General features: G+C 50.2%; 33 protein-coding genes. 27 read left to right on the forward strand and 6 right to left on the reverse strand.

Going from position 1 to position 25,096, the window contains the following annotated elements:
• Window positions 1-611: 611 nt before the first annotated feature.
• Window positions 612-809, forward strand: coding sequence for a hypothetical protein (locus FHW71_RS20910; protein ID WP_008101740.1), 198 nt, complete (start codon window positions 612-614; stop codon window positions 807-809).
• A 37-nt stretch (window positions 810-846) separates the two neighbouring features.
• Here FHW71_RS20910 and FHW71_RS20915 read toward each other — a convergent pair whose 3' ends face one another.
• Complete coding sequence (locus FHW71_RS20915) at window positions 847-1,116, reverse strand: hypothetical protein (protein WP_008101739.1); 270 nt, start codon at window positions 1,114-1,116, stop codon at window positions 847-849.
• Between the two features lie 402 nt (window positions 1,117-1,518).
• Here FHW71_RS20915 and FHW71_RS20920 point away from each other — a divergent pair, with 402 nt between their 5' ends.
• From FHW71_RS20920 to umuC, 3 genes are all read left to right on the forward strand, one after another.
• Entirely contained in the window at window positions 1,519-1,752 is a 234-nt protein-coding gene (locus FHW71_RS20920; protein ID WP_008101736.1) for a hypothetical protein, read from the forward strand.
• A gap of 65 nt (window positions 1,753-1,817) precedes the next feature.
• Window positions 1,818-2,240 (forward strand): translesion error-prone DNA polymerase V autoproteolytic subunit, encoded by a 423-nt coding sequence (gene umuD / locus FHW71_RS20925; protein WP_008101733.1) that lies wholly within the window; start codon window positions 1,818-1,820, stop codon window positions 2,238-2,240.
• Window positions 2,240-3,502 carry a translesion error-prone DNA polymerase V subunit UmuC gene (gene umuC / locus FHW71_RS20930; protein WP_008101732.1) on the forward strand — a complete coding sequence of 421 codons (1,263 nt, stop codon included), beginning with the start codon at window positions 2,240-2,242 and terminating at the stop codon, window positions 3,500-3,502. The genes umuD and umuC overlap by 1 nt, the downstream gene beginning before the upstream one ends.
• 119 nt (window positions 3,503-3,621) lie before the next feature.
• Here umuC and FHW71_RS20935 read toward each other — a convergent pair whose 3' ends face one another.
• The 3 genes from FHW71_RS20935 to FHW71_RS20945 all read right to left on the reverse strand — a co-directional run bounded on the left by FHW71_RS20935 (window position 3,622) and on the right by FHW71_RS20945 (window position 6,247).
• Complete coding sequence (locus tag FHW71_RS20935; protein WP_008101731.1) at window positions 3,622-4,980, reverse strand: MFS transporter; 1,359 nt, start codon at window positions 4,978-4,980, stop codon at window positions 3,622-3,624.
• 192 nt (window positions 4,981-5,172) lie between these two features.
• Window positions 5,173-5,352, reverse strand: a complete 180-nt coding sequence (locus FHW71_RS20940; protein ID WP_008101727.1) for a hypothetical protein — start codon at window positions 5,350-5,352, stop codon at window positions 5,173-5,175.
• A 616-nt stretch (window positions 5,353-5,968) separates the two neighbouring features.
• A complete protein-coding gene (locus FHW71_RS20945) occupies window positions 5,969-6,247 on the reverse strand; it encodes a hypothetical protein (protein WP_036647553.1) in 279 nt (92 codons plus the stop codon).
• A gap of 321 nt (window positions 6,248-6,568) precedes the next feature.
• On the opposite strand from FHW71_RS20945, the gene FHW71_RS24165 reads away from it, so the two are divergent.
• From FHW71_RS24165 to FHW71_RS20985, 8 genes are all read left to right on the forward strand, one after another.
• Window positions 6,569-7,165: a LuxR C-terminal-related transcriptional regulator gene (locus FHW71_RS24165; RefSeq protein WP_008101725.1), complete on the forward strand. Its 597-nt coding sequence runs from the start codon at window positions 6,569-6,571 to the stop codon at window positions 7,163-7,165.
• Window positions 7,166-7,239: 74 nt separating this feature from the next.
• A complete protein-coding gene (locus FHW71_RS20955) occupies window positions 7,240-7,524 on the forward strand; it encodes a hypothetical protein (RefSeq protein ID WP_052025980.1) in 285 nt (94 codons plus the stop codon).
• A gap of 66 nt (window positions 7,525-7,590) precedes the next feature.
• Window positions 7,591-8,292, forward strand: a complete 702-nt coding sequence (locus FHW71_RS20960) for an antitermination protein (RefSeq protein WP_008101723.1) — start codon at window positions 7,591-7,593, stop codon at window positions 8,290-8,292.
• A 324-nt stretch (window positions 8,293-8,616) separates the two neighbouring features.
• Complete coding sequence (locus tag FHW71_RS20965; protein WP_008101721.1) at window positions 8,617-8,859, forward strand: phage holin; 243 nt, start codon at window positions 8,617-8,619, stop codon at window positions 8,857-8,859.
• Between the two features lie 3 nt (window positions 8,860-8,862).
• Window positions 8,863-9,366: a lysozyme gene (locus FHW71_RS20970; protein WP_008101719.1), complete on the forward strand. Its 504-nt coding sequence runs from the start codon at window positions 8,863-8,865 to the stop codon at window positions 9,364-9,366.
• Window positions 9,356-9,820, forward strand: a complete 465-nt coding sequence (locus tag FHW71_RS20975) for a lysis protein (RefSeq protein WP_008101716.1) — start codon at window positions 9,356-9,358, stop codon at window positions 9,818-9,820. The genes FHW71_RS20970 and FHW71_RS20975 overlap by 11 nt, the downstream gene beginning before the upstream one ends.
• A gap of 38 nt (window positions 9,821-9,858) precedes the next feature.
• Window positions 9,859-10,110 (forward strand): bacteriocin immunity protein, encoded by a 252-nt coding sequence (locus FHW71_RS20980; protein ID WP_008101714.1) that lies wholly within the window; start codon window positions 9,859-9,861, stop codon window positions 10,108-10,110.
• Window positions 10,111-10,237: 127 nt separating this feature from the next.
• On the forward strand, window positions 10,238-10,396 hold the full coding sequence (locus FHW71_RS20985; protein WP_157179230.1) for a hypothetical protein: 159 nt from the start codon (window positions 10,238-10,240) through the stop codon (window positions 10,394-10,396).
• Window positions 10,397-10,688: 292 nt separating this feature from the next.
• Here the strand turns inward: FHW71_RS20985 and FHW71_RS20990 are convergent, their stop codons facing one another.
• The gene (locus FHW71_RS20990) at window positions 10,689-11,135 is read right to left on the reverse strand and encodes a hypothetical protein (RefSeq protein ID WP_101761623.1); all 447 of its coding nucleotides are present in this window, start codon (window positions 11,133-11,135) and stop codon (window positions 10,689-10,691) included.
• 60 nt (window positions 11,136-11,195) lie between these two features.
• Entirely contained in the window at window positions 11,196-12,095 is a 900-nt protein-coding gene (locus FHW71_RS20995; RefSeq protein ID WP_179452924.1) for an EcsC family protein, read from the reverse strand.
• Between the two features lie 168 nt (window positions 12,096-12,263).
• On the opposite strand from FHW71_RS20995, the gene FHW71_RS21000 reads away from it, so the two are divergent.
• The 15 genes from FHW71_RS21000 to FHW71_RS21070 all read left to right on the forward strand — a co-directional run bounded on the left by FHW71_RS21000 (window position 12,264) and on the right by FHW71_RS21070 (window position 25,088).
• Window positions 12,264-12,836 carry a terminase small subunit gene (locus FHW71_RS21000; RefSeq protein WP_179452925.1) on the forward strand — a complete coding sequence of 191 codons (573 nt, stop codon included), beginning with the start codon at window positions 12,264-12,266 and terminating at the stop codon, window positions 12,834-12,836.
• Window positions 12,823-14,295: a DNA-packaging protein gene (locus tag FHW71_RS21005; protein ID WP_179452926.1), complete on the forward strand. Its 1,473-nt coding sequence runs from the start codon at window positions 12,823-12,825 to the stop codon at window positions 14,293-14,295. The genes FHW71_RS21000 and FHW71_RS21005 overlap by 14 nt, the downstream gene beginning before the upstream one ends.
• A 72-nt stretch (window positions 14,296-14,367) precedes the next feature.
• Window positions 14,368-15,708 (forward strand): DUF4055 domain-containing protein, encoded by a 1,341-nt coding sequence (locus FHW71_RS21010; RefSeq protein ID WP_179452927.1) that lies wholly within the window; start codon window positions 14,368-14,370, stop codon window positions 15,706-15,708.
• Between the two features lie 104 nt (window positions 15,709-15,812).
• Entirely contained in the window at window positions 15,813-16,565 is a 753-nt protein-coding gene (locus FHW71_RS21015) for a DUF6651 domain-containing protein (protein ID WP_179452928.1), read from the forward strand.
• A 13-nt stretch (window positions 16,566-16,578) separates the two neighbouring features.
• Window positions 16,579-17,727: a P22 phage major capsid protein family protein gene (locus FHW71_RS21020; RefSeq protein WP_179452929.1), complete on the forward strand. Its 1,149-nt coding sequence runs from the start codon at window positions 16,579-16,581 to the stop codon at window positions 17,725-17,727.
• A 46-nt stretch (window positions 17,728-17,773) separates the two neighbouring features.
• On the forward strand, window positions 17,774-18,166 hold the full coding sequence (locus tag FHW71_RS21025) for a hypothetical protein (RefSeq protein ID WP_179452930.1): 393 nt from the start codon (window positions 17,774-17,776) through the stop codon (window positions 18,164-18,166).
• 1 nt (window position 18,167) lies between these two features.
• Complete coding sequence (locus tag FHW71_RS21030) at window positions 18,168-18,812, forward strand: hypothetical protein (protein ID WP_179452931.1); 645 nt, start codon at window positions 18,168-18,170, stop codon at window positions 18,810-18,812.
• Window position 18,813: 1 nt separating this feature from the next.
• The gene (locus FHW71_RS21035) at window positions 18,814-19,617 is read left to right on the forward strand and encodes a hypothetical protein (RefSeq protein ID WP_179452932.1); all 804 of its coding nucleotides are present in this window, start codon (window positions 18,814-18,816) and stop codon (window positions 19,615-19,617) included.
• Between the two features lie 67 nt (window positions 19,618-19,684).
• Window positions 19,685-21,238, forward strand: coding sequence for a phage tail protein (locus FHW71_RS21040; RefSeq protein WP_179452933.1), 1,554 nt, complete (start codon window positions 19,685-19,687; stop codon window positions 21,236-21,238).
• 31 nt (window positions 21,239-21,269) lie between these two features.
• On the forward strand, window positions 21,270-21,701 hold the full coding sequence (locus tag FHW71_RS21045; protein ID WP_179452934.1) for a hypothetical protein: 432 nt from the start codon (window positions 21,270-21,272) through the stop codon (window positions 21,699-21,701).
• A gap of 9 nt (window positions 21,702-21,710) precedes the next feature.
• Window positions 21,711-22,088, forward strand: a complete 378-nt coding sequence (locus tag FHW71_RS21050) for a hypothetical protein (RefSeq protein ID WP_179452935.1) — start codon at window positions 21,711-21,713, stop codon at window positions 22,086-22,088.
• A gap of 169 nt (window positions 22,089-22,257) precedes the next feature.
• Window positions 22,258-22,746 carry a hypothetical protein gene (locus FHW71_RS21055; protein WP_179452936.1) on the forward strand — a complete coding sequence of 163 codons (489 nt, stop codon included), beginning with the start codon at window positions 22,258-22,260 and terminating at the stop codon, window positions 22,744-22,746.
• A 114-nt stretch (window positions 22,747-22,860) separates the two neighbouring features.
• On the forward strand, window positions 22,861-23,520 hold the full coding sequence (locus FHW71_RS21060) for a thioredoxin domain-containing protein (RefSeq protein WP_179452937.1): 660 nt from the start codon (window positions 22,861-22,863) through the stop codon (window positions 23,518-23,520).
• A gap of 90 nt (window positions 23,521-23,610) precedes the next feature.
• On the forward strand, window positions 23,611-23,982 hold the full coding sequence (locus FHW71_RS21065) for a hypothetical protein (protein WP_008101689.1): 372 nt from the start codon (window positions 23,611-23,613) through the stop codon (window positions 23,980-23,982).
• Window positions 23,983-24,278: 296 nt separating this feature from the next.
• Window positions 24,279-25,088 carry a TIGR04255 family protein gene (locus FHW71_RS21070; RefSeq protein WP_179452938.1) on the forward strand — a complete coding sequence of 270 codons (810 nt, stop codon included), beginning with the start codon at window positions 24,279-24,281 and terminating at the stop codon, window positions 25,086-25,088.
• Window positions 25,089-25,096: the final 8 nt, after the last annotated feature.

The following is a 25,096-nucleotide window of genomic DNA, read 5'->3' on the forward strand; positions in this document are numbered from 1 at the left end:
GGTATGAGAGTATCAGGCACCGCGCCCGGTCGCGAGTTGTGAATGCATTTGTATAATGGTCAGTCACCGACGGTAAGGTCCGCTTTTCGCTCATAGCGGACCTGGCACGCGTATCCGCTTCGCGCCATAAGCGAAGATGAGCAGTATTAAGTTTTCAGTTATTCCAGTAGTCAGCTCCAAACTACACTGTCTTAGTGGGGGATGCTCGTTGTTGATACAAGCCAAAATTACAGCCAGAAAGTGTAGGTAAAAAGCCCGGAGCAATGGATTCCGGGCGGCAAAAAATGGAGCCTAACATTTCCAACAGGTTGACAGTCGTCTCGGGAAGAAAGTGAGACAAATTGAGCTTAGACAGCCGTTTAGGATTTGTCAGTCCGTCGATAAAAAAAGCCCGCCGGAGCGGGCTAATAAGTTCTCAGGCTAAGTCATTTCGTACGCAACACGTTTGCTGTGTGTTACGGATTAATCATAATCGAGCGGGACTGTTTTGCTATAAGGCGCGCGCAAAATTTCATCGCAAAACCTCAACTTCAGAATTCTGCCATTGAGCCGTTTCTTATATCGAAGCTCAGCTGCGGGCGTACCGTAGAGAAATTACAACAGGAGGATGCATGGACATTGAGGTTTGTGACCTGGCGATGGATGCAGTACGCAGCGTTATGGGGCAGGCTGTTATAAACATGCTTGACGAAGGTATACCGATTACGAACGATTCACTGGTCGGTTATATGGCCGCAATGTTTGAGGATGAGGCCAGGAGTTGCGTGGCAGAGCTGGCAATGTATCTTTATGGAGTCAGCAAACACTGAGCCAAAAGAAAACCCGGCACGGCGGCCGGGTCAGTAATTACGCAACGTTTTGTAGCTTCAGTCCATGCTCGTATCCCATTAGGTATGCAGTGAATGCATCCTTGTGGCGAACATAACTTGCCTGACTTTCTGCTAGGTCGGCGAGCACACCGTCATCACTAGCTTTTGGAACGCCAATCATTGCGTGCCACTTACCTAAATCATACGCACAACCAGCGCATTTATGGCGCCCAGTTTGACCTTGGTTCTCCGGAAGAACCTCGAACATCTGATTGCGGCGATGGCCTTGTTTACAAATAATTTTCATAAAGCACCTTGAAAAATAAGGTGCCGAACGCTTTACACGGGATCTCGCTTGAGATAATCTCAAAAACGAGATCTCAAGAAAACATTCAAGCACTGACTGTTTTTATCGGCCCCATGTTGTTGACGCAACTTGGGGCTTTCCCTTATGTGGCGCACACTTACTGACCACATCTTCGGATAATATCCAGGCAGCACAAAAACCTCAATAAAAAGATCAGCTTAACTGCTGTATTTTTTCACATCTGTGTATTCAGCCAGTTTTTGCCCCTCATAAAGTCAACTGCAATATAAATTTCTTTGCCTGCCAGTCCCTTCGCAAAAACCTCATGCAATTGACTTGATCGATCCTTGCGATCGATATTACTGTATTTATGTACAGTATCTATCAGGGAGGGTTATAACCATGCCCCGCGACTACGAAATCAAAGACGCCTTTAGGTTCGCAATCAAACGCGATGCCGCTGGCCGATACACCGTCAGTACACTCGATTTTGTCACTGAGCTTAAGCGGCTCAACTGGCATTACACACCGCGCGAAGCCAACAACTGGATAGAAGCGCACAAGTCAGTTTTCCGGGATATTTCCACAGCGGAAGGTGATGAGCGGGTGTTTCAGGTGTTCAATCCAAACGGTTGAGAATAAATAAAATATTAAATTTTCTTTTAATTTTGTTCTGAAATTCATCAATTGAGACTACAGCCATGAAGTTCTACAAGCCTGCAAAAATCCGCGCCATATTAGCGCTGCCATTATTTATTGAGCGCGTCCCATGTGGGTTTCCTTCTCCTGCACAGGACTATGTTGAACAGCGAATCGATCTTAACAGTCTGCTTGTCAGCCATCCCAGCTCAACTTATTTCATCAGGGTAAGCGGTGACTCCATGATTGAAGGTGGCATCAGTGATGGCGATATGCTGGTGGTGGACAGCTCAGTGAAAGCTGATCATGGCGACATTATTGTGGCGGCCATCGAGGGAGAGTTCACGGTGAAACAGCTCATGACCAAACCTTGCCTGCACCTGAAGCCAATGAATCCAGCGCACGTTATCATTCCGGTCAACGATCCTGACCAGTTTGAAATTTTTGGAGTGGTCAAATACTCGATTAAATCGATGGCCCGGTAATGTTCGCGCTGGTGGACGTTAATAATTTTTATTGCGCCTGCGAGAAGGTTTTCCGACCTGACTTATGGGGAAAGCCAGTGCTGGTTTTAAGTAATAATGACGGCTGTGTCATTGCACGCAGCGCGGAAGTCAAAGCGCTGAATATCCCCATGGGCGCACCTTACTTTAAGCTTAAAGATGAAATACGCAGACACAAGATTCAAGTGTTTAGCTCCAACTACGCGCTGTATGCAGATTTTAGCAATCGCGTAATGACAACATTGGAAGCTATGGCGCCATCCGTCGAGGTGTACTCAATCGATGAGGCCTTCCTGGACCTGACAGGTCTGAGAAATTGCCGGGTTCTTGAAGATTTTGGGCGAGAAGTTCGTGAACGCGTCAGACGCAACACGCATCTGACAGTAGGCGTCGGTATCGCGCAAACTAAAACGTTAGCAAAATTAGCAAATTACGCTGCCAAAAAGTGGACGCAGACCGGCGGCGTTGTTGACCTGTCAAACATTGAGCGCCAGCGGAAGCTGATGGCGCTGGTTCCGGTCGAAGAAGTATGGGGTGTTGGCCGGCGCATAAGTAAGAAGCTAAATGCTATGGGCATCATCACCGCGAAAGACCTGTCGGAGCAAAGCACATATATCATCCGTAAGCACTTCAACGTTGTGCTGGAGCGAACGGTGCGCGAGCTGCGGGGCGAGCCTTGCCTCGCGCTGGAAGAATTTGCGCCTACCAAGCAGCAAATCGTCTGCTCACGATCCTTCGGCTCGCGCATAACCGAGTATATGGATATGCGTCAGGCGGTTTGCTCGTATGCAGAGCGCTCGGCTGAGAAGCTGAGAAGGGAACGCCAGTACTGTAGTCAGGTAGCGGTGTTTGTCCGGACCAGCCCACACGCTGAAGGTGAAGTGTTCTATGGAAACCAGGCGATGGGTAAGCTGCTAACTCCCTCCAACGACACGCGCGACATCATCAGAGTTGCTATGCAGGGGCTCGACCATATATGGCGGGACGGGTGCCGCTATATGAAAGCAGGGGTGATGCTAGGAGATTTTTACAGCCAGGGCGTTTCTCAACTCAATCTCTTTGATGAATTTAAGCCTCAGGCCAACAGTGAGGCGCTGATGCGTGTTGTTGATGGCCTAAACCAGAGCGGGAAGGGGAAGTTATGGTTTGCAGGTCAGGGGATCCAGAAATCCTGGGAGATGAAGCGTGAGATGCTGTCACCGGCATACACGACGCGGTATGAGGATCTGCCCGTAGCGAAGTGAAGTTTACTACTGACCGCTGCAGTAGTCTGAAACGATAACAGAAACCCGGAACCACTTAGTAATGCCTTTATGATTGAAGTCACCCGGCGACAAATCTCATCTTCCCAGGTTTTATGGCTTTAATGAGGCTTTGCCGATATGTATCGCCAGTAGCTGACTGCAAGAGAAAAGAAGGAAAAGCACGCTCCTGTTATGAGGCTGCAGTTGATTGGATCATTCACATTGATGTTAAAAAACAGTGCAACCAGTGCCGAACCCACAATCTGACCCAGGAGCCTCGAGCTTCCTAACAGACCGCTGGCGACGCTGGTATTTTCATCGTTTACTGAAGTCATGATGAGATAGTTATTCGGTGACTGAAAAAGTCCGAAGCCCGCACCACATAGCGCGACTCGCCAGATAATATCAATATTTCCGGGTACCACCGGCAGGGCAGCGGTCAGCAGCATGCCGGCAAACAACAACCCAAGACCTGCGGCTCCAATGATATTACAGTCATATTTTTTCAGCAGGTTGCCTGCCAGAACCGAAGTAAACATTGTTGCCAGTGGCCAGGCAGTCAGAAGTAACCCTGTTGACACGATATCGCGATGGAGCACATTGTGAAGGTAGAAGGGAAGCGATACATAGGCCAGCAGTTGTGTTGCATAGGAGAGCGCTGACATCAGAAGTGAGAGGCTTAACGTTTTACTGTGGAAGACGGCTAGAGGTATCAGCGCCTTTTCAACCTTGTGTTTCTGGTTCAGGTAAAACGTTTCCAGCAACAGTACAAATACAATCAGGCTCACCATCGCAAAAAACATCTTTTGCCGCGTCATGCCGAAAACAGTGCATGAGAAAAGGAGACCAAGCATAAATACGATGATGGCTCCTGTGCGATCAAACGTTCCCTTTTCAGCCGGGCTCTTATTCAGAAAGACTACGCTAATCAGTAACGATACCGCCGCAACAGGTACATTGATGGTGAAAAGCCAGTTCCAGCTCGCCACAGCAAGGATGGCAGAGGCAATTGATGGCCCGGCCGCTGCGGCAACGGAGACCAGCATAACGTTCACGCCCAAACCTCTGCCCAGCAGGCTTGCGGGATAGATAGCTTTGATCAGTGCCGCATTCACGCTCAAAATCGCCGCTGCACTGAAACCCTGTACCACGCGAAATACCGTCAGCATTTCCAGACTTTCAGATAACGCGCAGCCCAGTGATGACAGCGCGAATAAGAGTACGCCTGTATTAAATACGCGCGTGATACCCACGGATTTTCCCAGTGCCGCCAGTGGAAGCAGTGATGCGACCACGGCGAACTGATAAGCATTGACGATCAGAATGGAGTTGGACTCACTGATTGAAAACTCACGCGCAATCACAGGGAGCGCGACATTAGCGATTGTACTGTCTAGCATCGCAATGACCGTGCTTAACGATACTGCAATGATGGCCATCAGGTTCAGTGTGTTACCCGTGCTAACATCCTTATTCATGGGTTTTCCTTGGTCTTATCGGCTTACTGAGAGAAATATTAAAACCAGAATGTATCCCTTTCGGACACATGTAGCCGGTTCTTGCACTGGCAAATGATGTCGGGAAAATGCACATATTTGCGCACACGAGATGCGTAATCCTGAATTTATCCGGTTCTGCATGAAGGAATAGTTAACTCATGGAGCTGCTGGTTATTCTCGCCCGCGATTAGGGTATGAGAAAAGCATGACGTTGAGGGCGACATTGAGGCATATGCCAATAATACAAATCGTGAGTTGTTTATCAGGAAACATCTGGCATAGCTTTTCACTTACATTGAGGCAGGTATAGATTGTCGCTGCAATAGTCCAGCCTTTGATAAAATAATCCATGTGTGATTCTCCTGCAGAGTGCCAGAAATTCTGATTTCTGATATTGAAAACCTCCACCTGTTAAGCAAAGGCAGTGAAATTTCTCAGGGTTGTGTTAATTAACGCTGTTATGAGCTCCCTCACTTTTTGATGCTAATTTTTTTCGGGTTTTATCGTTTTTGTCTGAAGAGGCTAGTGTGAGTTATTTCTGGTTAAGTTATCTGAATTTTCTTTGAGGGTAAATATTGAGTGCTCGTGGCAGTGCTGATGTTTTGTTGTTGGTTTTTTTATGCGGAATTAAATAACCTGGGTGTGTTACTGTTGTCTGGGGGATATTATGCTAGGCCTGTAAAGCCTCATGATTTGAAGTCTTTAAGATAAACTTAAACTCATTTATTAGTGTGCCCGGCTTGATGCCGGGTGGATTGGACAGTGGACTATGACGGCACAGGTCAGATGATGTCTGTTATCTGGCTGCAGATGTTTCTATGGGGGCGTGCAGAGCATAACGGCATCAGGGCTCTTGCCGGGCAAGATAAATTGTTCATCCTCGGCAGCACTACATGCTTAATCTAAAAAATATTCCCCGAATGCACTTTCTTCACACCCGCGCTTTGTCATGAAGCGAAAAGCGCAGTTATCCTATGTAACTACTGCTTTTTTGATTTTGTCCCTTTTTTAAAGCTTTAAGTTTTTGGTGCTTTCGGTTGGGATCCAGTCGATGGGATTTTGCCTCATCGCCAGAGATGTTTTTATCAGGCACTGCAAAGATAAAATTTTCATACCCTTCAATGTAACCGGAATGGACCGAATGAAAAGCGTCAGGGTTTAGCCATAAATTATTATCAGGCTCGGCAGTGCATTTAGTCAGTGAATATAATGAAAGAACGAGCGTGTAGACCATTTTTTTAAACATGATAATTCATCTGGTTACTATTAATGGGCGAAGGGATTTTATGTCAGAGTTATGCTTCTGGTCAATTCATCATCCGATGTGAATTATTTAAGAGTTACACCTGTATGTTTCTCTTAAAAACCTCATAGATAAAGTTTGATGTTTTCTGTAATGGCATGAATTCAATATCCTTAAATTTTTTTATAAATGATGCGTCAGGATGTAACAATTGGTCAGGCAACCTCAAGATGTATTGATTGAGTGGAATTATCATGTTCTCATCATTATTCCGGGGCAGTATAAATAAGCTCTTCAACTCGACAGGTTAGGGAAGATATTATAGTGCTCAGCAAAAATGGTTACCTTCTTGTGCTCGGTGAACGAAATATTGAAACATTGGGTTTTTTCAGTCTTATCGATGACCTGAGTTATCTGCATTCAACGCATGCCGTTTATGTCCGGGATGAGCGTGATTTTTTTAGAAGGCAGCCTTGTTTTCGCGAAGATGTTAGCTTCAGCGCGATCGTATGCATTTCAGCGAACATATTCTTTCCAGGATGGTTTAATACTTTCCTCTTTCTGCAAAGAAAAACGCGTGGACGGATTTTGATTTATATCAATGATGAACGTTATCTGTGTGACAAAAAAAAACGGCTTATCAGTAGAATAGCTAACACTGAATGTACGCTTTATTCATCTATGCCGGTAAACAGCCTCAGAGTTGCACTCGTGGATGCATTGAATGGCCGAATAAGAAACGATCACGCATGCCACCTGTCGTTGCGCGAACTCTCGATTATCGATGGTTACATCAAGGGGATGAAAGCCCCTGCGCAGTCCCTCCAGTTGAACGTAAATGTCAAAACCATATATCAGCACAGAAAAAACTGCGCTAACAAACTCGGCCTCAAAAGCCTTAAGGACCTGACCAGGATGTAAGACAGTCCAACCCTTACATCCACGATTTCCGGTTAACGTTTTCATCAGAAGTTATGCGTGTTCAGGAGAGCATCGTGCCTTTAGTCAACATCTATAAGACAGACTGGTTCAAAGTGCTTTGTGACATCAGCAGAGCCGGGTTCTCGCTTCAGGCCATTGCTTACGAACTGGATGTCGCTGCCTCAACACTCATCGGCTGGAAGCAGGGCGCAAGCCCTCGCCATCATACGGGTGAAGCTTTGATAGATATCTGGATGAACGTGACTGGCAGGGACCGATCAGAGTTACCCAGGGTCGTCTGCAAGAGGGCATTTATCCACAAACCGCTTTGCATCGTTTCACCTCATTCAGAAAAGTGAACGTCTCCATCGCTACAGTCCGTTGCCTGTATCACTTCATTCCTGATGCAGTGCAACGGAGTCAACATGAATCTCGAACACCTGATCAAATTTCACAACCCAAAATCTGTATCGCGTGGAGATGTGCCGTCGAAAGGCTCATGTTCATCGCTTACCACCAGTGATGTGATGACTGCAGCAGGCATGCTGCAGCACCGTGCGGCGCTGGGCTATGCAGCCTTTGCAGGAAAAATGAATCTGAGCAAAACTGAATCGCAGCGTGCGGTGAGCCTTCTGAGTATTTATGCGCGGGAGCAGGCGCAACATATTCCTGCGCTCAATAAACTGACGCCGGCAGTCAGAACATCAGTCATTAACCACCTGTCGGTGTGTGCTTTTATGGAGTTTGCACGCAGTGCTGCCACTGAGAATCAATGTCCTGTCTGTCGTGGAAAAGGCATTCTTGATAATGGCCTGTGCCCGTGCTGCAAAGGTAAACGGAAAGTTCGCGCTGCCTGTCCATCCTGTAAGGGCCGTGGCGAAGCCGTCAATCGCCGCGAGTCAAAGCTCCGGGGTGTACCCGTTTACCAGCCCTGCAAGCGTTGTAGTGGGCGAGGGTTTAGCCGGATCCCTTCAACCCATATTTTTGGCATTATTAGTCACATCACTGCCGAAATATCGCTGGATACATGGCACAAAAGCGTCAAATCATTCTATGAAAGTCTCGTAACCAAACTACTGACGGAAGAATCATGGGCGGAGAAGCAACTAAAACAAATCACTAAGTAGTAAGCGATATGTTTTCTGGCGATTATATAGCTCACTATTTACATTTCCATTTTATGTGGTATCTTGCGCCCAACCGTGGGGTATTGCCATTCAGAAAACCACGCCGGATAAGGTAGTGTGCCTGATAATCTTTTTAATCACGCCTTCGTTTTCATCATAATACTCTGCACAACTACTCTCGATGCCAATTCCCTCATGGCATCCACGAACAGAGCCTCGCTTGAAAGCGGGGCTTTTTGCTTTCTGCATCCAGCAAATGATATGGCCTGAGGCGATATTCATTTTCCTGGTGTATCTGCGCCTCACCTTAACGAGTTAGGGCTCATGACTTTCACAATGGACAGGCTTACCTCTGGCGCTGCTTACAGTACTTCGGCAGGGCTGGTATCCAAGGGCATTCTGACCTGGCTCAGCCCGGATGAATGGAGTGCCTTTGGCGTGCTGACCGGGATCGCACTTGCACTCCTCACACTAATGATTAACTGGTTTTATAAGCGAAAAGTAGCCCTCGCACAGATTGAGGCCTTACATCACAAATCTTGCGATAAAGATCCGCGCGAGGAATAAACCTTGGCCATACCACAAGCACTGCGTCGAAAACTGATTGCTGCTGCTGGCGGCGGGGCGCTGATGATTGCCACCGTATTGCTCAGTGGCAGAACCGGTATTGAAGGGCGGGTTTATGAGCCTTATCTTGATGTGACTGGCGTCCTGACGGTTTGCGACGGGCATACCGGTGCCGATATTGTCATAGGTAAAAGGTACACTGACGCTGAGTGCGATCGCCTTATATGGACTGACCTGCAGCCAGTCAGGCGAACGGTTGATAACCTGGTAAGCGTGCCGCTAAACGAGTATCAACGGGCAGCACTTTACAGTTTTACCTATAACGTCGGTACTGAAGCCTTCTCAAAATCCACCCTTCTGAAAAAGCTCAATGCAGGCGACCAAAGCGGAGCGTGCGATGAATTACGCCGCTGGAAGTTAGCTGGCGGTAAAAAGTGGAAAGGGCTTATAAAACGCAGAGAGATTGAGCGTTCCCTATGCCTGGCGGGTGGTGCAGATGACCTTTAATTCCGGTGTACTTATCACCTCGTTTGCCTTAAGCAGCGTACTGGCGGCAGGCTCAATAGCCATTTATTACCGCAGCAATGCCATCATCTACCAGAGCGAGCGCGACAAAGCGACAGATGCACTTCAGTCAGCAAATGCAATGATAGATGACATGCAGGTACGCCAACGTGAGGTTGCTGCACTCGATGCCAAATATACTAGGGACTTAGCCGATGCTCAGGCGACTATTGACCAGCTGCACGATGATGTTGCTACTGGCAAGCGCCGGTTGCAGCTCAACGTCAAACGTTACAGGGCAAAAGCCACCGGCACCTCCTGCGTGGATGATGCTGCCAGCCCCCGATCTGATGACACCCTTGAACGCAATTATTTCACTCTCAGACGTCGAATCGAAGTTGCCGGAAAGCAAATAGCCGGCTTGCAGCAGTACATAAACGAGCAATGCTTAAAATGATATCTTGAGTTAACATCACCCTAACATGAGGGTGCCCAATGAACTTAAAGCCAAGATTCGAAGATTACTCGGAAGCAGAATTTACTCAGTTGGTCAGTGAGATTTGCAACGCTGAGGGCAATGAAGCGTACCAAGATGAGTTGTTGGATAACTTCATTGCGGTGGCGGAGCACCCGGAAGGCTCCGACCTGATTTATTATGACGACGATGATGATCTCACTCCGGAGAAAATCGTTGCAACCGTCAGGGCATGGCGTAAGAGCGAAGGGTTAGCCGACTTTAAGAGCTGAGCACATCAAGGCGCATTTACGAGTGCGCCTGATGATGAATATCTTCGACAAGGGATAGGGTTAGCTACGCTGTGAAGCGCTGCGACATCGGTTTATACTCCAATGAAATACAAACATTGGTGGTAAGATGGCAGATTTAAAGCGCTTTATCGTTTTTGCTTACGATGATTATGAGCGTGGTGGTGGATGTAATGACATTCACTGCGTGACTACGACTTTCGAGGAAGCAGAACAGGCCGCATACAGTGACGAAGCGAGAAATAACAACGATACTGTAGAGATTTAAGACATACAGAAAGAGAAAGCTGTATGCTCATTTTATCGCACCGTCCAAGGTGAATGAGTTAGAGACGAATAACCCTGTAACACATTCACTGATAATCAAGCCGCCTCCGTGCGGTTTTTTTATTGGAGCCAATATGACAGACACCTACCGCATCACAGTTGTAACAAAGTCAGGTGAAACTCACATCGGCCTGATGAAAAGTTCGCTACCTAAAATAGTAAACTGAATCATTTGTGTTGCTGAGGTGCTAAGGAAGATGGCGCTTGGATTAATCTCGCGCCGGAAGATTTGCTTAAGATGAAGTACGTGCCAGTGCAATCTGAATAAGATCCCAGCGATTTAGATAATTATCGTCGTCTGATTTAGATATTTTGAAAAGCGGCACCTGATGATGCCATGTCGATAAAGCATCTACGTCGTGGCTCGGAACAACATATATCGTAGGGGCTGTTGTGTTGTTAATATCCTCAGACATGTTACAGAAGACATAAAACAAGTCAGGGGAAACTATTGGTCTGTGGTTGCCAACAGTCCATTGCCTTGGAGCAGACCTGGCCCAAGAACCTTTAACCTGAATGCTTATGCTCTTAGAACCGTCAATGGTCGCGATTATATCTACTCTACTTGTACCGCTGGTTGTTAAAGCTGCGCTTATACCAAGGCGAGATAACATGTAGGCAACATAGTATTCACCAGCATCACCGGCATTTTTTGCTGTGCGTTTAACAATCGCTGACATAATTATTCCTTGGGAAAAAAAGTTACCGACAATTTAGCTTGGATATTAATTGATCTGCTATCAAATCAACTCTCCTTCCAATGTATCCGGTAGGTCAGGCTCAAAAGTGGCAGCAGGTTCGACACTTTGGTCAATGACTGTAGGGCCATATTGCTCAGCCAAGAAGCGCTCTCTGTAAAGATAATATGCAGCTTCACATACATTTGAAGTGAAATAAGCATTAAATCCGCCGCCCACCACCGCGCCAGCTACAGGTATGATTTGAGCCAGTTTTGCTTTGGTAATCTTGACTCCCAAGCTGCTGGCTATTTGCTGAATAATTTTTACGAATGCATGTTGCTCAAGTTGCTTCCAGGTTTGTTTTTTGGCGACTTGTTGTGAGATTTTTACAAGTTGAGCCATCGCCACATTTTTGGATGCTTCTGCAGGCGATGAAGAAAGCGCAAGAATGTTAAAAGCAAAAAGTCTTTCCTCTTGCCTTTCAATGTCAAATCCATAATAGGTTGCATATTCACCAATGGCTCGAAGGTTTAGAGCAATTAGCGTCGGGATATCAATTGCAATTCCAGCTATACCTGCAGCACCGGCACCAGCACCTTCAGCAAGAGCTAAGCTTTTATACTTCGCAGCAAGCCAGCCGACAGTCTTGTCAGCATCTTCCAGCGATAATCCGGAGACGTCTTTTAGAGATTTGACGTGCACGTGTCCATCTGAGCGATATTCCTCAAGGATAGCTTCTGGCCTGACAGACCATTGTGCCGCATCATTGCAAACACTGATAAGCCCTTTAACCGCTTTCTGGATTGCTTCACCCACTAGAGGTGTTGAAAGAACTGCATTACCGGCGGCATTCAAAGGTTCATTAATTACCTTCAGAGCCTTATCAAACCATCCAATCTGTGGGTTTTTCCATTGATGAATCTCTTTAAGTGCCTTCTGATCATACGCCGTAATTTTCATAGCAATCCCTGAGTTGTCCGCATGTTTGTAAAGCAGAATGTATTAACGCCTTGAATGAATATTTATCGGAAGAGATTGCAGATTATTTACTACTAAATTTAGTGGTAGCCCCCTCGTTCGATTCGAGTCAGTTTCTGCAAAGAGCGAGGCGATTATCTGAGGTTTGAATTGAAGACCTTAACTCCTAAACAAGAAATGTTTTGTCGTGAGTACCTAGTTGATCTAAACGCTTCACAGGCCGCCATTCGGGCAGGATACAGCCAGAAAACAGCAAGCCGCATGGGTTCTGAAAACCTCTCTAAACCTGATATTGCGAAGCGCATCATAGAACTTAAAACAGCCCGAAACGAAAGGGTTGAGATAAATGCAGATTACGTACTGCAGCGGTTGGTTCAGATCGATGAAATGGACGTACTCGACATCCTGAAAGACGACGGTGGCCTTAAACTTCTTCATGAGTGGCCAAAAGTCTGGCGCACGACACTGAGTGGCCTGGATGTGCTGACGACAGTCACTAACTTCGACGAAACCACCACTGAAAACATACTCAAAAAAATCAAGTGGCCGGATAAAGTGAAGAACTTGGAATTGCTGGGTAAGCACATTGCAGTGCAGGCCTTCAGAGAGCAGGCCACGCATGCGCTGACGGGCAAGGATGGAGGTCCCGTTGAAGTTAAACTGCTCTCCCGCGAGGAATACCGGCAGGCTCGCCGGGAAATGCTAGAGGATGACGACTGCTGACTATAAGACTGCTGCACGACGTATAGAGTGTGAAGAGGACGGGATGTACTTCGCCCGCTACTTCTTCAGGCAGCGCACCGGCAGCAGAATGATTGTGGCGCCACATCATCAGGTCATACAGCAGACGCTGGACCGCGTGATTGATGGTGACATCCAGCGACTAATCATCAACGTTCCACCGGGCTACACCAAGACCGAACTGGCCACCATCAACATGATGGGCCGGGGGCTGGCGATGAACCGGCGCGCGCGCTTCATGCATCTTTCCTATTCCCACAACCTGGCGTTACTGAACTCCTCTACCACGCGCAGCATCGTGAAGTCGGCAGCCTATCAGGCCATGTGGCCTATGGCACTTCGTGATGATGCGGACAGTAAAGCCATGTGGTGGACCGAATACGGCGGCGGGGTGTATGCCTCGTCAGCTGCGGGTCAGGTTACCGGCTTTCGTGCCGGGCACATGGAGCCAGGCTGGCAGGGCGCGCTCATTATTGATGACGCAGTAAAGCCTGACGATGCCTACAGCGAAATCATCCGCGACGGGGTGAATACCCGCTTCAACGAAACCATCCGCTCTCGTCTGGCCATTGAGACCACACCTATCGTGGTCATCATGCAGCGTATCCACTATCACGACCTGAGCGGTTATCTGCTGCGGGGTGGCAGCGGTGAAGAGTGGCATCACCTGAATCTGCCGGTGATTATCGATAACAGTCAGTCTTACAGCGCGCTTTACCCTGAGAACACCCACGCGTTACCGGTTGAGCATGGCCTGCCTGACGGCTGGCTATGGCCGTATAAGCATAACGAGTCGCACCGGGTTTCCCTGTTTTCACACCGCCGCACTGCCGAAGCGCAGTACATGCAGCGTCCGCGCCGGTTTAATGCCGAAGGCGCACTGTGGACAGAAACCTTGGTGTCGGGTGCCCGAGCGCTGGAGATTGCGCTTCAGCCGTCCCGTACCGTTGTGGCTATCGACCCACAGGCCACCAACAGCGAAGAGAGTGACGAAACGGGCATTGTCGTGGCGAGCAGCTACGGGCGCGGTAATGACCGGCTGTTCTCCGCTGATGCTGATTATTCGGGGAAATACTCGCCCAACGGCTGGGCGAAGCGTGCCATCCGGGCTTATGAGGAGCACCGGGCTGAAGCCATCGTTATCGAAACCAATCAGGGCGGTGACATGGCGGAAGATACGCTGCGTAATGCGGGCTATCGCGGGCGCATCATTCGCGTCCATGCCAGTAAGGGCAAATTTGCCCGCGCTGAACCTATCTCGGCGCTATATGAACAGGGGCGGGTGGCGCACCGTGGCAATCTCTATCAGCTGGAGAATCAGCTGCTGGAGTACGTACCTGCCACCGCTAAAAAATCACCGGATCGCCTCGATGCGCTGGTCTGGGCCATTACTGAGCTGTTCCAGCCAAAAGGCACAACAGTCCGTCCATTCACTGCATAACTGAATATCATCATGAACAACGACGTCCGGAAGCGATCGCCCAGAATTGAGTCGATGGCCGGATGCTGGCCCATGATCAGCGCACTGCTGGGTGGCACGGCGGCAATGCGTAAGGCAGGAAAAACGTATCTGCCACGGTGGCCCAACGAAGAAGATGCGTTCTATCAGAACCGCCTGAGTACGGCCACGCTGTTTCCGGCGTTCAGCCGAACCGTTGAAGTGCTCAGCGGCAAACCCTTCTCCCGCCCGGTGACCTGGGATGAAAAGGTTGTGCCTGCCCGCATATGCGAAATGTTCGCCGATATCGACCTGCAGGGTACAAATCTGCACTCGTTTCTGGCTGACATTTGTGAAGAAGCGATGGCGTATGGCCTGTGTGGCATTCTGGTTGAGCACCCGCCCTCGAATAAGCGCATTTCTCTGGCTGAGGAGCGTCACCGGGGGCTGCGTCCTTACTTCGTGAAGGTGACCGCCAACAGCCTGCTGGACTTCGACTCCGAACGAGTCAATGGTCAGGAGACGTTCACCATGCTGCGCTTTGTCGAGACGGTGAGCGAGCGCGATCCGGACAATGAATTTGTTGTTAAAAGCATTGAACAGGTCAGGGTGCTGAACCCCGGCCGCTGGCGTGTTTACCGTGAAAAACCCAATACCATAACCGGTACTCTGGAGTGGCAGCTGCACGATGAGGGTAAAACCAGCCTGCAAAAAATCACCTTTGTCCCGGTGTATGGCGATAAGCGAGGTTTCATGCACGGCAGGCCGCCGCTGACTGAACTTGCATGGCTCAATGTCGAGCACTGGCAGTCCCGCAGTGACCAGCAGACCATTTTGCACGTGGCGCGGGTGCCGGTCCTGTTTGGTAAAAAACTCGGCGATGGGCCGATATCTGTTGGGGCTGCGTCTGCCATTATGGCTGAAGAAGACGATGCAGACCTGCGCTATGTCGAGCACAGCGGTAAAGCCATCGAAGCCGGGCGCACGGACATCCTCGACCTTGAGGAGAAGATGCGTCAGATAGGGGCGGAACTGCTGGTGATTAAACCCGGCCACCGAACCGTGGTGCAGACGCTGGCAGATAACGAGGCGGGTACCAGCGCTCTGCAGCGTATGGTCTGTGACCTGACCGATGCATCTCGTCTGGCGCTGCAGTATCTGGCGGAGTGGATGGGTGAGAAAGATGGTGGCCATGTCACCATCTTCAGCGACTTCGGTGCCACCACACTCGCCGAAGCCTCAGCAGACTTCCTGGTGGGCATGCATAAAGCCCGGGCTTTGTCAGATGAAACGCTGTTCAACGAAATTCAGCGCCGTGGTTTGATAAACAGCGAACTCCGCTGGACGGATGAACTGCTACGTATCCGCGCCATGCCGCCACCCAATAAAGATAAGCCGGTACCAGACCCGGTTTAACCCTCTCAGGCCTGTGCAAACGCATGGGCCTTTTTATTGCCTACTGCTGCGGATGCAGCTCGGCGCCACGAGCCGGATGGCTCTTACCCGGTTGGATGACCTGTATGAAACTTAAACTCGATGAGAACGGCAATGTTGTCGTGAACGAAGGTAAACCTGTATACACGCAGGATGACGGCAAAGAAATCGTATTCGATGCGCCGGGCACTCTGCAGACCATCTCGCGCCTGAATGGCGAGGCGAAGTCGCACCGCGAACGTGCGGAGACGGCGGAGACCGCGCTTAAGACGTTCGAAGGCATCACTGATCCGGCCGCTGCTCTGGCGGCGCTGGAGACCGTAAAAAACCTGGAAGACAAAACGCTGGTGGATGCTGGTGAAGTCGAAAAGGTGCGTACAGAAGCGGTTCGTGCAGTAGAAGAGAAATACGCCCCGATCGTCAAAGAGCGCGACGACCTGAGCGAAAAGCTCACTGCGGAAAAAATCGGTGGGAGTTTTGCCCGTTCTAAATTCATCGCCGAGAAGATGAGTATCCCGGCTGACCTCGTGGAAGCCCGTTTTGGCAGTAACTTCCAGTTAGACGGTGACGCTGTCACGGCATGTGATCGTGAAGGCAACAAAATCTTCAGTGCAATCAAGCCAGGCGAAGCAGCCGGCTTCGATGAAGCGCTGGGCATTCTCGTCGAGCACTATCCCTACAAAGACCAGATCCTCAAAGGTACCGGCGCATCAGGCGGCGGCTCCAGTGGAGGCAATGGGAACACCAACCCGAATACGCTTACCCGTGAACAGTTCGAAACACTCAGCCCTCAGGAGCAGAGCGAACGAGCGTGCGCGGGTGTGCAGATTACTGATTAACAGGGCACTCTGAATGTCTAATACCCTAACGCAACTTATTCCCGACCTGTATCAGTCGCTCGATATTGTGTCGCGTGAACTGGCAGGGTTTATCCCCTCCGTCACGCTTGATGCATCGGCAGAACGTGCGGCTCTTAACCAGCCGATCCGTATTCCGCTGACGCCTGCATCCAAAGCTGGTGATGTGACGCCCGGCCAGTTACCACCCGATAACGGCGACCAGATTATTGATAACGTGCCGCTGACCATCACCAAATCCCGCATGGTGCCGTTCCGCTGGGAAGGTGAGCAACAGAAAGGCATCAAATCGGGACCAGGCTACCACGGCATTCGTCGCGACCAGATTGCGCAGGCCATGCGCACGCTGGTGAACGAAATCGAAGACGATCTTGGCGATCTCTTCCGTCGTGCCTCCCGTGCTGCCGGTGAAGCCGGTAAAACACCGTTTAAGGACACACTGACCGACACGGCACAGGTGCGTAAAATCCTCACCGATAACGGTGCACCGCTCAGTGACCTGCAATGTGTTATCGACACAACTGCAGGTGCAGCACTGCGCACCATGGCGCAGCTGACCAAAGCCAACGAAGCGGGCACCACATCGCTGCGTGCGCAGGGCACACTGCTCGAACTGCATGGCTTCACATTGCGCGAGTCTGCAGGTGTGGCAGAGAATACGGGGGCGAAAGCAGAAAAATTGTCAGTCAGTGACGACCTTGAAACCGGAGCCTTAATCATCCCTGTGGCTGGTGCAAGTGCCAATGTAAAACCTGAAATACCTGCTTCTGTTGAGCCGGGTAGTGTTGTGCTGCTCGGTAAGCATAAATATGTCGTTGCAGGGGTCTCACCTGGAGAAGCCATCATAATTCATCGACCGGGACTGATGGACAATGTGAAAGCAGGTGCCAAATTCGACGTAATAAGTGAATTCAGTGCCAATTTTGCCTTCAGCCGTTCTGCGATCATCCTGGCCACTCGTGCCCCGGCGCTGCCTGAAGAGGGGGATATGGCAGACGACCGTATCATGATCACCGACCCACGCACCAACATGTCATTCGAAGTCTCGATGTATAAACAATACCGCCGTGTTCGTTATGAAATCGCCGCTGCGTGGGGCTGTCAGAACATCAAACCAGAACACACCGCCGTTTTGCTGGGCTAGCCTGCAGCTGCCATTTCCGGTGGCATTTCACTGAATGAGGTATCTCATGCTGACTCCCCAACAGCAGGCGGACGCACGCCGTTACATGGGCTATCCGATGCTGGGTGATACCACTCCCGACGATCGCTCAGATGTGTCGTACGCACAGGTCACCTCCGGACGCTATCAGACGCTGGCGCATCGAATGAACACGCTGCGGGATGAGGAGGAACTGATAGTGGCAAGTTTCCTCATTACGCTGGCGGGGCTGGAGAGTGGCATTGCACGCGCTGCGGAAAATCTCGATACGGATAAAGCAGCGGTATGGCAGCGTAACCGATCTGAAGTGGCCGATCGCACACGCCTCTACAACCAGTGGCGACGTCAGCTGTGCGGCTTGCTGGGCATCACTCCCGGTCCTTCGCTGGGCGATAGCTCAGCACGACTGGTCAGGAGCTGATATGGATGCGTTACAGCTTTCAGCCAGGGTAAACATGGGTAATCGCAAGGCAGCAAAACGTCTTGGCAGTATCGCCCGTCATTACCGGGCAGTGAACCCGTTCAGCCCGCTCAAAACGGAGCCATTGCAGGTGCTTGCGGCGTCCTTCACGACTGATTACGGCTACATGCGCGCTGCGCGTTTTGGTCAGGCCGCCCGCATTGGTATTTTTGATGCAACCGGATTTAAAACGGGTGATATCCTGGCCTCAGATGAAGAAGGTACATTTTATGTGGCTGCCATGCCTCTGTTGCAGCCCATCCTGTGTGTGAAAGCAGAACGGCTGATAACTTTACGACGCACCGCTGCAGCCAGGGCGAGTGGAGGGTTACAGGATTACGGCGGGACGTCCACAGCGGATGAAAAAATTATCATGTCTGACTGGCCTGCGAGTATTCTGCACAATCGAAATGGTGAGCACAGCCCGTTAAAATTGCCCGGTGAAACACGCGGTGCGTGGTACAACATTCTGATGCCGGCCTTCGGTGATCTGCATATTCATCCTGGGGATTTTGTTACGGATGATACTGGCCTGCGCTATGTCATTAGCGGTACCGAACTGACAGATATGGGCTGGCGTCTGACGGCAATGCGGTTGACTGCTTAAGATGGCCAGTGTTGATGATGTCACTCATTATCTGGCTAAGCGGGTCGCGGACGTGCTTTATCCTGGTGGTCCTCTTTTGCCCTGTATTGTTAATACCTCTGTCAGGATTTATCCCGGCTGGCCGGTGTCAGGCGCATTACAGACAGATACCGAAGCAGGCGGTGCGCACGTCTCCGTGTGGCCTCTGCCATCTGAGCGCAAGGTTAACTGTGCGTTAGGCCGACCCTATCAGACGCTGGCAAAAGGCAAACCTACACTGCAACTGAGGGTAACTGACAGTGCGATTACAGTTTCGGGAGTTGCATCGTCTATAACGAATGTGCAGATTCACCTGAATGGCAAAAAATTTATCTTTCACTTCTATACAGGTACAACAGCAGAACAGGTAGTCCACATCCTTCAGCTGAATCTCCCCCATGCTTTTATCATGATGAGTCGGGTCATCATCCCCGTTGTTAATCATTTGAGTATCACAGTCACAACCGCTGGCACTGCTGTCAGGGAGCTACGCCGACAGATTAAAGACTTTCAGATTACGGTCTGGGCACCCACTCCTCAGCTGAGAAACGCGATAGGCACAGAGATTGATGCTGCTCTGTCAGAGCTTTGTCACATTGACCTTGGCGACGGTGTGCCCGCTCAGATGTTCTATGCACGCCAGTTTGATTCGGATGCTGCTGAAAACTGGTACGTGTACCGCCGTGACCTGATTTTCAGTGTTAATTACGCCACGACTCAGACCATCAGTGCGCCTGAGGTGACGGAGATCGCTGTCACCGTAAATAGCCACAACCTCAGGCATTGATGCCTGCCTTTCACGCATCAGCTTCAACCCGCTACCCGCATTACTGATTTATTACGGAGTAATTCTCATGCCGATTTATCCTTCGGGCAGCCTTAACACGTCTGCACTGACGGCACCCGATTTGTACGTGCAGGTCGTGCCGCCCCGCACACGGTATATAAATGGCGTACCCACAGATGGACTGGGAATGGTGGGCGTGGCCAGCTGGGGACCGGTAAACAGCGCATTCCGCATCAGTTCCGATACTGACATGGCTTTCTTTCTGGGATCACCCAGGAATCGCCAGTACGATTTATCCACCGCTGCGGCGATCTCACTGCAGCTCGGCGCCTCGAATCTGAACTGTGTCCGTGTGACCAACGGACGGGATACGTCTGCCAGCGCCAGGTTCTTTGATAACGGGAGCAAGGCTTCACTGTTGCTTACGGCACTGTACAGCGGCACGCGCGGTAATCAGATCAGCGCAGGCATCAGTAACGGTACCGCCGTCGGTTCACGAAAGCTCACCATCAGCCTGCCGGGTGTCAGTGCTGAGGTCTTCGATAACCTGAAAGGTGAAGGGGATGCGATGTGGAAAGCCATGGCAGAGGCGGTGAACCACGGGCAGATGAACATTCGCGGTCCCAGCCAGCTAGTCAGGGCAAAAGTCACCGAGTCAGAGGCGACGACGCCGTCACCGGCTACTGAGGTCACCCTGAATGGCGGTACCGATGGCGTAACAGGAATTAATGACACAGTTCTCCTTGGTCAGGACGGTATTGATACCCCTCGTAAAGGCATGTTTGCCTTGCGAGGTACGAACTCGCAGGTCATCAACCTGATTGATGTGACGGATAAAAATTGCTGGCCTTCGATGGCTGCGTTTGCGGAGTCAGAAGGGGCATATATCATCACCCAGGGCGGTGTTTCCACCGACTACAAAACCCTGTCTGAAGCGCTTAACGGTTCTGGTGTGGATGACTGGCACCTGAAACTGATTGTTGGTGACTGGCCGTTCTGGAAGGATAGCGCCAACGGTATAAACCGCATGATTGCGCCAGCCACTTTCGAAGCGGCGAATATTGCATCCCGATCACCGCATATCTCTACCCTTAATAAACGTATCCCTGGCATTATTGCCACGGAGCGCCAGCAGACGGGGCGTCCCTATTCTGTAGCGGAAATCGGCGCGATTAACTCAGCGCGTCTTGATGTCATCACCAATCCCTGTCCGGGCGGCCATTATTTTGGCATGCGATCGGGGCGGAATACCTCATCCAACCCGACCCAGAATGATGACACTTACACCCGCATGACCAACTTCCTGTCGCTGACGATTGCGGCAAGCTTTGGTGGCGTGGTGGGTGACAACCAGACGGTGGATTTACGCCGGGAAACGAAAAGCACGCTGGAGTCATTTCTGTCAAACCTGGAAGGGCTGAAGATGATCGGCGATCCGAACGGTGGGCCGGCTTTCTCAGTGCGCCTCGATGCGACCAACAACCCGGATTCCCGCGTTGCGCTGGGCTATATGACGGCCGATGTGCAGGTCAAATATCTGAATGTGGTGCGCTATTTCCTGGTGAATATGGAAGGGGGCGGCAGCGTGTCCATCTCCGTCTCAAACGACTCACACCGCTAGTGCCGCTGCGCTATTAATCCGGAGATAAACCATGCCAACCCTTGGTTATACCGTGGGCCGCGATATCGCTGTTGATATCAATACGCACACGGGCAAGCTGCGCATTCCCAAAATCATGAGCTTTGACTCAAAGCCGCAGGTTTCGACACAGAAGATTACCCCGCTAAACGGCATTACTGATGAATTACAAATCCCTGTTGGCTGGCATGGGACCATTATGGCTGAACGTATGGATGCCACGCTGGATGACTTCTGGGCGAAGTGGGAAGACAACTACTACAACGGTATTGATCAGCCGCGCGGCACCATTACCGAAACCATTACTGAAGCGAATGGCACAGTGAGCGTGTATCGCTATGAAGGGGTGTCATTTCACCTCACCGATGCCGGCAACAAGCAGGGTGAGAAAACCATCAACCAGACGCTGACGTTCACTGCCAGCCGTCGTAAAAAAGTTAACTGAGGTTACTGAGTGAAAGTCACAGTCCATGAAAAACCGAGATCTGATGAACCCTCGGTTGCTGTATCAAATCAGGTAACTGACACTCGCGGTCGCGTTATCCGCTATCGCGAGCTTGACCCGTTACAGGAATCACGTCTGATTCTGGCAATTGGCGCGCAGGCCGCAATGAACCCGGTTTATGTGAATGTGTATGCCATTCCTGCAGCGCGGGTCTCAGACATTGATGGGGATGAGTACGCCATTCCTCAGACGCAGGCTCAGGTAGATGCCATGATCAGCATTCTGGGGCGCGAGGGCATGGACGCGCTGGCCACCCAATTTTTCCCCACCGGAGACTGCAATCAAGGTGATGACATTCCCAGGACCGCCACAAAAAACTCGCCCTGAACCCTGATTTTCGCAGTCGTTGCTGGCTGCTGAAGAACGGGGTTCCATTCTCAATGGTATTTGATGTGACAGAGATGGTGATGCACGAACGGCACGCGATGGCGATCGTCCTTTCGGAGCTGGAAGGGGCACAGTTCAACTGGCAGACATGGGCCTGGGAGAAACAGACGTGAAAGAGTTAGAAGGATTCCTCGGTGCGGCACTGCAATTTGCGGCGCTGGAAGTCGCGCTGCACAAGCGACTGGCTGACGGACTCGAAGACGTCGCAGAATCTATCGCACAGACCGCGAAAGATGAAATCGGTTTTTATCAGCCGGCGGTCGGTCCTTTTCAGGACTGGGCTCCGCTGGCTGAGAGTACCGAAGCGGACAAGGCGAGAAAAGGCTTTCCACTGGAAGCCCCGCTTCTGCGTACCGGTGAGTTCCGCGATACGTGGGAGCATGAGATCAGTGGTTTCGAGGCGGTGGTGGGTTCAAAAGATAAAAGAGCTCCCTGGTTTGAATTCGGTACCGTCAATATGCCTCCTCGTCCGGTGCTTGGCCCGGCAGTTATCCACAATGAGCGCACCATCCGCCGGGTACTGGGGCGTGCTGCAGTTACGGGTATCACTGAAGGCACCGCCATCCACAGTGTTATGGGATATGACCGCCAGATATAAATCCCGCCACGAAACTTCATCGCCAAACTTAAGTCAAATTAGCGCCTCAATGTCATTACGGCCAATAGTTGACCTTCTCACGGGGCCGGCCGATGAACTGTTTCGGGAGTAATTATGCTGAAAGCCCTGATTGTCCCAATGATGTTACTGCCTGCTTTACCTGCACCTGCGCAGATTGTTTCCATCGCACCAGGTCACATCCATCGCGTGCCTGCTCCGGAGCTGGTGGCATATACGCCCGAAAGGGTTCCGGAGACGGAGGCATTAATTCGCAGCAACCTGCTTGATGATCCGCATTCACCGCGACTCGGGGCGCTGCAACCGGCGCTGACGCTGGTATGTTTTACCGATTACAGTTGCAAAGCCTGTAAATGCCTGGATGAAAAACTGCATCGGCTACTGGCGCAGCATCCTCAGCTGGCTGTGACTTACAAATTCAGTCCATCCATGTTTCAGCCACTTAACCCTTCGCGTATGGCTCTGACTTTATGGGAACAACAGCCCTCAAAATTTGAGGCCTTACATCGCTATCTGATGCGTTATCAGGGCTTACTGGATGATTACAGTATCCGGAATGCAGTCCGCTCTGCAGGCTCAACCATTTATCAAATCAGCCCGGATGTCACGCATACCCTGGCGCTGAACAAAGCATTGATGAAAAAACTCAATATCACTCATACGCCCGCGACCCTTATCGGCGACACCGTTTTGACGGGCGATGTGCCTTTCAGTGAACTTGAAGAGGCGGTAAAGCGCGCACAGACGGAAACGTGATGAGTGAAAACGAACGAAAAGCATTTTTGCGGAAAACTTAATGCTGTCAGTGTCAGCTTATAGTCTCGGCATTTTTCGGGGCGAAAGAGTATGAACTCATTATCAGTATTATCTTTACTGGCGCTGACGATGGTTGGCGCTGGCATGGATGCGAATGACAGTGAAACCTACTACGGAGACAGCTGGGACAACACCATGGCTAAAATTCATGGAACATGCACACGTGTAACATGCCCGCCAGGTACACGCGTCGAAGTGGATGTGGTGCCAGGCGATACCGGTATCGCAGAAACCTGGGACAGAAAGGTCGTCGAACTGCTTAACCTGGTTGGAGTGACGTTCGTGGTGATGGGCACAGATGGACACTCTTCGTCTTCGTGGGTACTGGCGCCCGGCGGTGTAGCCTACAGCATTCAGTGGATGTTCCTGAAAAAAGTGGCCGATAAGAAAACTCAAGGCTGAAAACAAAAAGCCCGGGAGTGGTGGCAACCGGGCTGGGCACAATCCTGTGCCAAAGATTTCCAATAAGAGCATGGCCTCATCACAGGGAAGTAAGAGACGATTTGAGCATAGTCGGTGTGCTGGTAATTGCATGCGAAGCGGTATCATGTGCAAGCCTGAATCATTAGGACGGTTAAACTTTCATGAATTCGTTTGATGCCTGACAAAACTTAAAGTGGAGAAAGTGTCAACCTAAGTGTAAACTGCAGGCATTGACATTAAGAGACACCACATGAAAGCAAATCAAGGAGGGCGGGATGAGTGCTGATACGCAACGTATGTCCAATGCGCCCGTTTATTATGCATTGGTACAAGTTAAATTTACTCCAATAGCGGCAATGAGTAAGTATATCCCTGAGATACAGGATGCTTTAAGAGTTAAAGGGTTCCCGCTCTTCGAAGTCAGTAATTCGACACAGTTGAAGTTCGAGATGAAAAGTCCTAATGAACCTCCTGTCCATTCTGTTGAAGCTGTAACTAACTGGTTAATGGTCAGTGCAGACAGAAGATCAGGTTTTGTGTTGGGAAACGATTTTATAACTTTTCAAACGACCGATTATGACACGCGTAAGCCATTTATTAGCTCATTGTTGTTAGGATTGAAAGAGTTACTCGATATTGCAAAGCCGTCCTTGTTAAGTAGGATTGGTATTCGCTACCTTGACGCTGTCTTTCCTGAAGGTGATGAGACCGTTGAACAGTATCTTGTACCGCAGCTACATGGCGTAAACTTTGGATTAAATCAGATACAATCAATACAAGAATCGGTTTATCAAACATCTGTTGAGCCACTCATTAAGTCTGGTTTTATGGTCACGCGCATTCATAAGATGTATGGGCAATTAGGGTTCCCACCTGATATGTCACCTAATGGCGTTCTGCCTTTAGAAAGGTTCAGTAATACAGCCGTCAACAGGCATGCAATCATAGATACAGATCATTATGTTGAAGGCAATATGGAACCTGATTTGCAATTGATTGAAAAGCAGATCCTTTCATTGCATAGTAAAGTTAAAGAAGCATTCACAGGCATGGTTTCAGAGTTTGCTAAGCAGAAGTGGCACTAAAATTTAGG

The sequence above is a fragment of the Enterobacter sp. Sphag1F genome (assembly GCF_014193275.1).
Lineage (GTDB): Bacteria > Pseudomonadota > Gammaproteobacteria > Enterobacterales > Enterobacteriaceae > Pantoea > Pantoea symbiotica.

Excerpts from the sequence above, each read along its gene's own strand:
- FHW71_RS20910 (WP_008101740.1), top strand. The coding sequence starts at position 612 with ATGGACATTGAGGTTTGTGACCTGGCGATGGATGCAGTACGCAGCGTT.
- FHW71_RS20915 (WP_008101739.1), bottom strand. The coding sequence starts at position 1,116 with ATGAAAATTATTTGTAAACAAGGCCATCGCCGCAATCAGATGTTCGAG.
- FHW71_RS20920 (WP_008101736.1), top strand. The coding sequence starts at position 1,519 with ATGCCCCGCGACTACGAAATCAAAGACGCCTTTAGGTTCGCAATCAAA.
- umuD (WP_008101733.1), top strand. The coding sequence starts at position 1,818 with ATGAAGTTCTACAAGCCTGCAAAAATCCGCGCCATATTAGCGCTGCCA.
- umuC (WP_008101732.1), top strand. The coding sequence starts at position 2,240 with ATGTTCGCGCTGGTGGACGTTAATAATTTTTATTGCGCCTGCGAGAAG.
- FHW71_RS20935 (WP_008101731.1), bottom strand. The coding sequence starts at position 4,980 with ATGAATAAGGATGTTAGCACGGGTAACACACTGAACCTGATGGCCATC.
- FHW71_RS20940 (WP_008101727.1), bottom strand. The coding sequence starts at position 5,352 with ATGGATTATTTTATCAAAGGCTGGACTATTGCAGCGACAATCTATACC.
- FHW71_RS20945 (WP_036647553.1), bottom strand. The coding sequence starts at position 6,247 with ATGTTTAAAAAAATGGTCTACACGCTCGTTCTTTCATTATATTCACTG.
- FHW71_RS20960 (WP_008101723.1), top strand. The coding sequence starts at position 7,591 with ATGAATCTCGAACACCTGATCAAATTTCACAACCCAAAATCTGTATCG.
- FHW71_RS20965 (WP_008101721.1), top strand. The coding sequence starts at position 8,617 with ATGACTTTCACAATGGACAGGCTTACCTCTGGCGCTGCTTACAGTACT.
- FHW71_RS20975 (WP_008101716.1), top strand. The coding sequence starts at position 9,356 with ATGACCTTTAATTCCGGTGTACTTATCACCTCGTTTGCCTTAAGCAGC.
- FHW71_RS20980 (WP_008101714.1), top strand. The coding sequence starts at position 9,859 with ATGAACTTAAAGCCAAGATTCGAAGATTACTCGGAAGCAGAATTTACT.
- FHW71_RS20985 (WP_157179230.1), top strand. The coding sequence starts at position 10,238 with ATGGCAGATTTAAAGCGCTTTATCGTTTTTGCTTACGATGATTATGAG.
- FHW71_RS20990 (WP_101761623.1), bottom strand. The coding sequence starts at position 11,135 with ATGTCAGCGATTGTTAAACGCACAGCAAAAAATGCCGGTGATGCTGGT.
- FHW71_RS20995 (WP_179452924.1), bottom strand. The coding sequence starts at position 12,095 with ATGAAAATTACGGCGTATGATCAGAAGGCACTTAAAGAGATTCATCAA.
- FHW71_RS21005 (WP_179452926.1), top strand. The coding sequence starts at position 12,823 with ATGACGACTGCTGACTATAAGACTGCTGCACGACGTATAGAGTGTGAA.
- FHW71_RS21010 (WP_179452927.1), top strand. The coding sequence starts at position 14,368 with ATGATCAGCGCACTGCTGGGTGGCACGGCGGCAATGCGTAAGGCAGGA.
- FHW71_RS21015 (WP_179452928.1), top strand. The coding sequence starts at position 15,813 with ATGAAACTTAAACTCGATGAGAACGGCAATGTTGTCGTGAACGAAGGT.
- FHW71_RS21020 (WP_179452929.1), top strand. The coding sequence starts at position 16,579 with ATGTCTAATACCCTAACGCAACTTATTCCCGACCTGTATCAGTCGCTC.
- FHW71_RS21025 (WP_179452930.1), top strand. The coding sequence starts at position 17,774 with ATGCTGACTCCCCAACAGCAGGCGGACGCACGCCGTTACATGGGCTAT.
- FHW71_RS21030 (WP_179452931.1), top strand. The coding sequence starts at position 18,168 with ATGGATGCGTTACAGCTTTCAGCCAGGGTAAACATGGGTAATCGCAAG.
- FHW71_RS21035 (WP_179452932.1), top strand. The coding sequence starts at position 18,814 with ATGGCCAGTGTTGATGATGTCACTCATTATCTGGCTAAGCGGGTCGCG.
- FHW71_RS21040 (WP_179452933.1), top strand. The coding sequence starts at position 19,685 with ATGCCGATTTATCCTTCGGGCAGCCTTAACACGTCTGCACTGACGGCA.
- FHW71_RS21045 (WP_179452934.1), top strand. The coding sequence starts at position 21,270 with ATGCCAACCCTTGGTTATACCGTGGGCCGCGATATCGCTGTTGATATC.
- FHW71_RS21060 (WP_179452937.1), top strand. The coding sequence starts at position 22,861 with ATGCTGAAAGCCCTGATTGTCCCAATGATGTTACTGCCTGCTTTACCT.
- FHW71_RS21065 (WP_008101689.1), top strand. The coding sequence starts at position 23,611 with ATGAACTCATTATCAGTATTATCTTTACTGGCGCTGACGATGGTTGGC.
- FHW71_RS21070 (WP_179452938.1), top strand. The coding sequence starts at position 24,279 with ATGAGTGCTGATACGCAACGTATGTCCAATGCGCCCGTTTATTATGCA.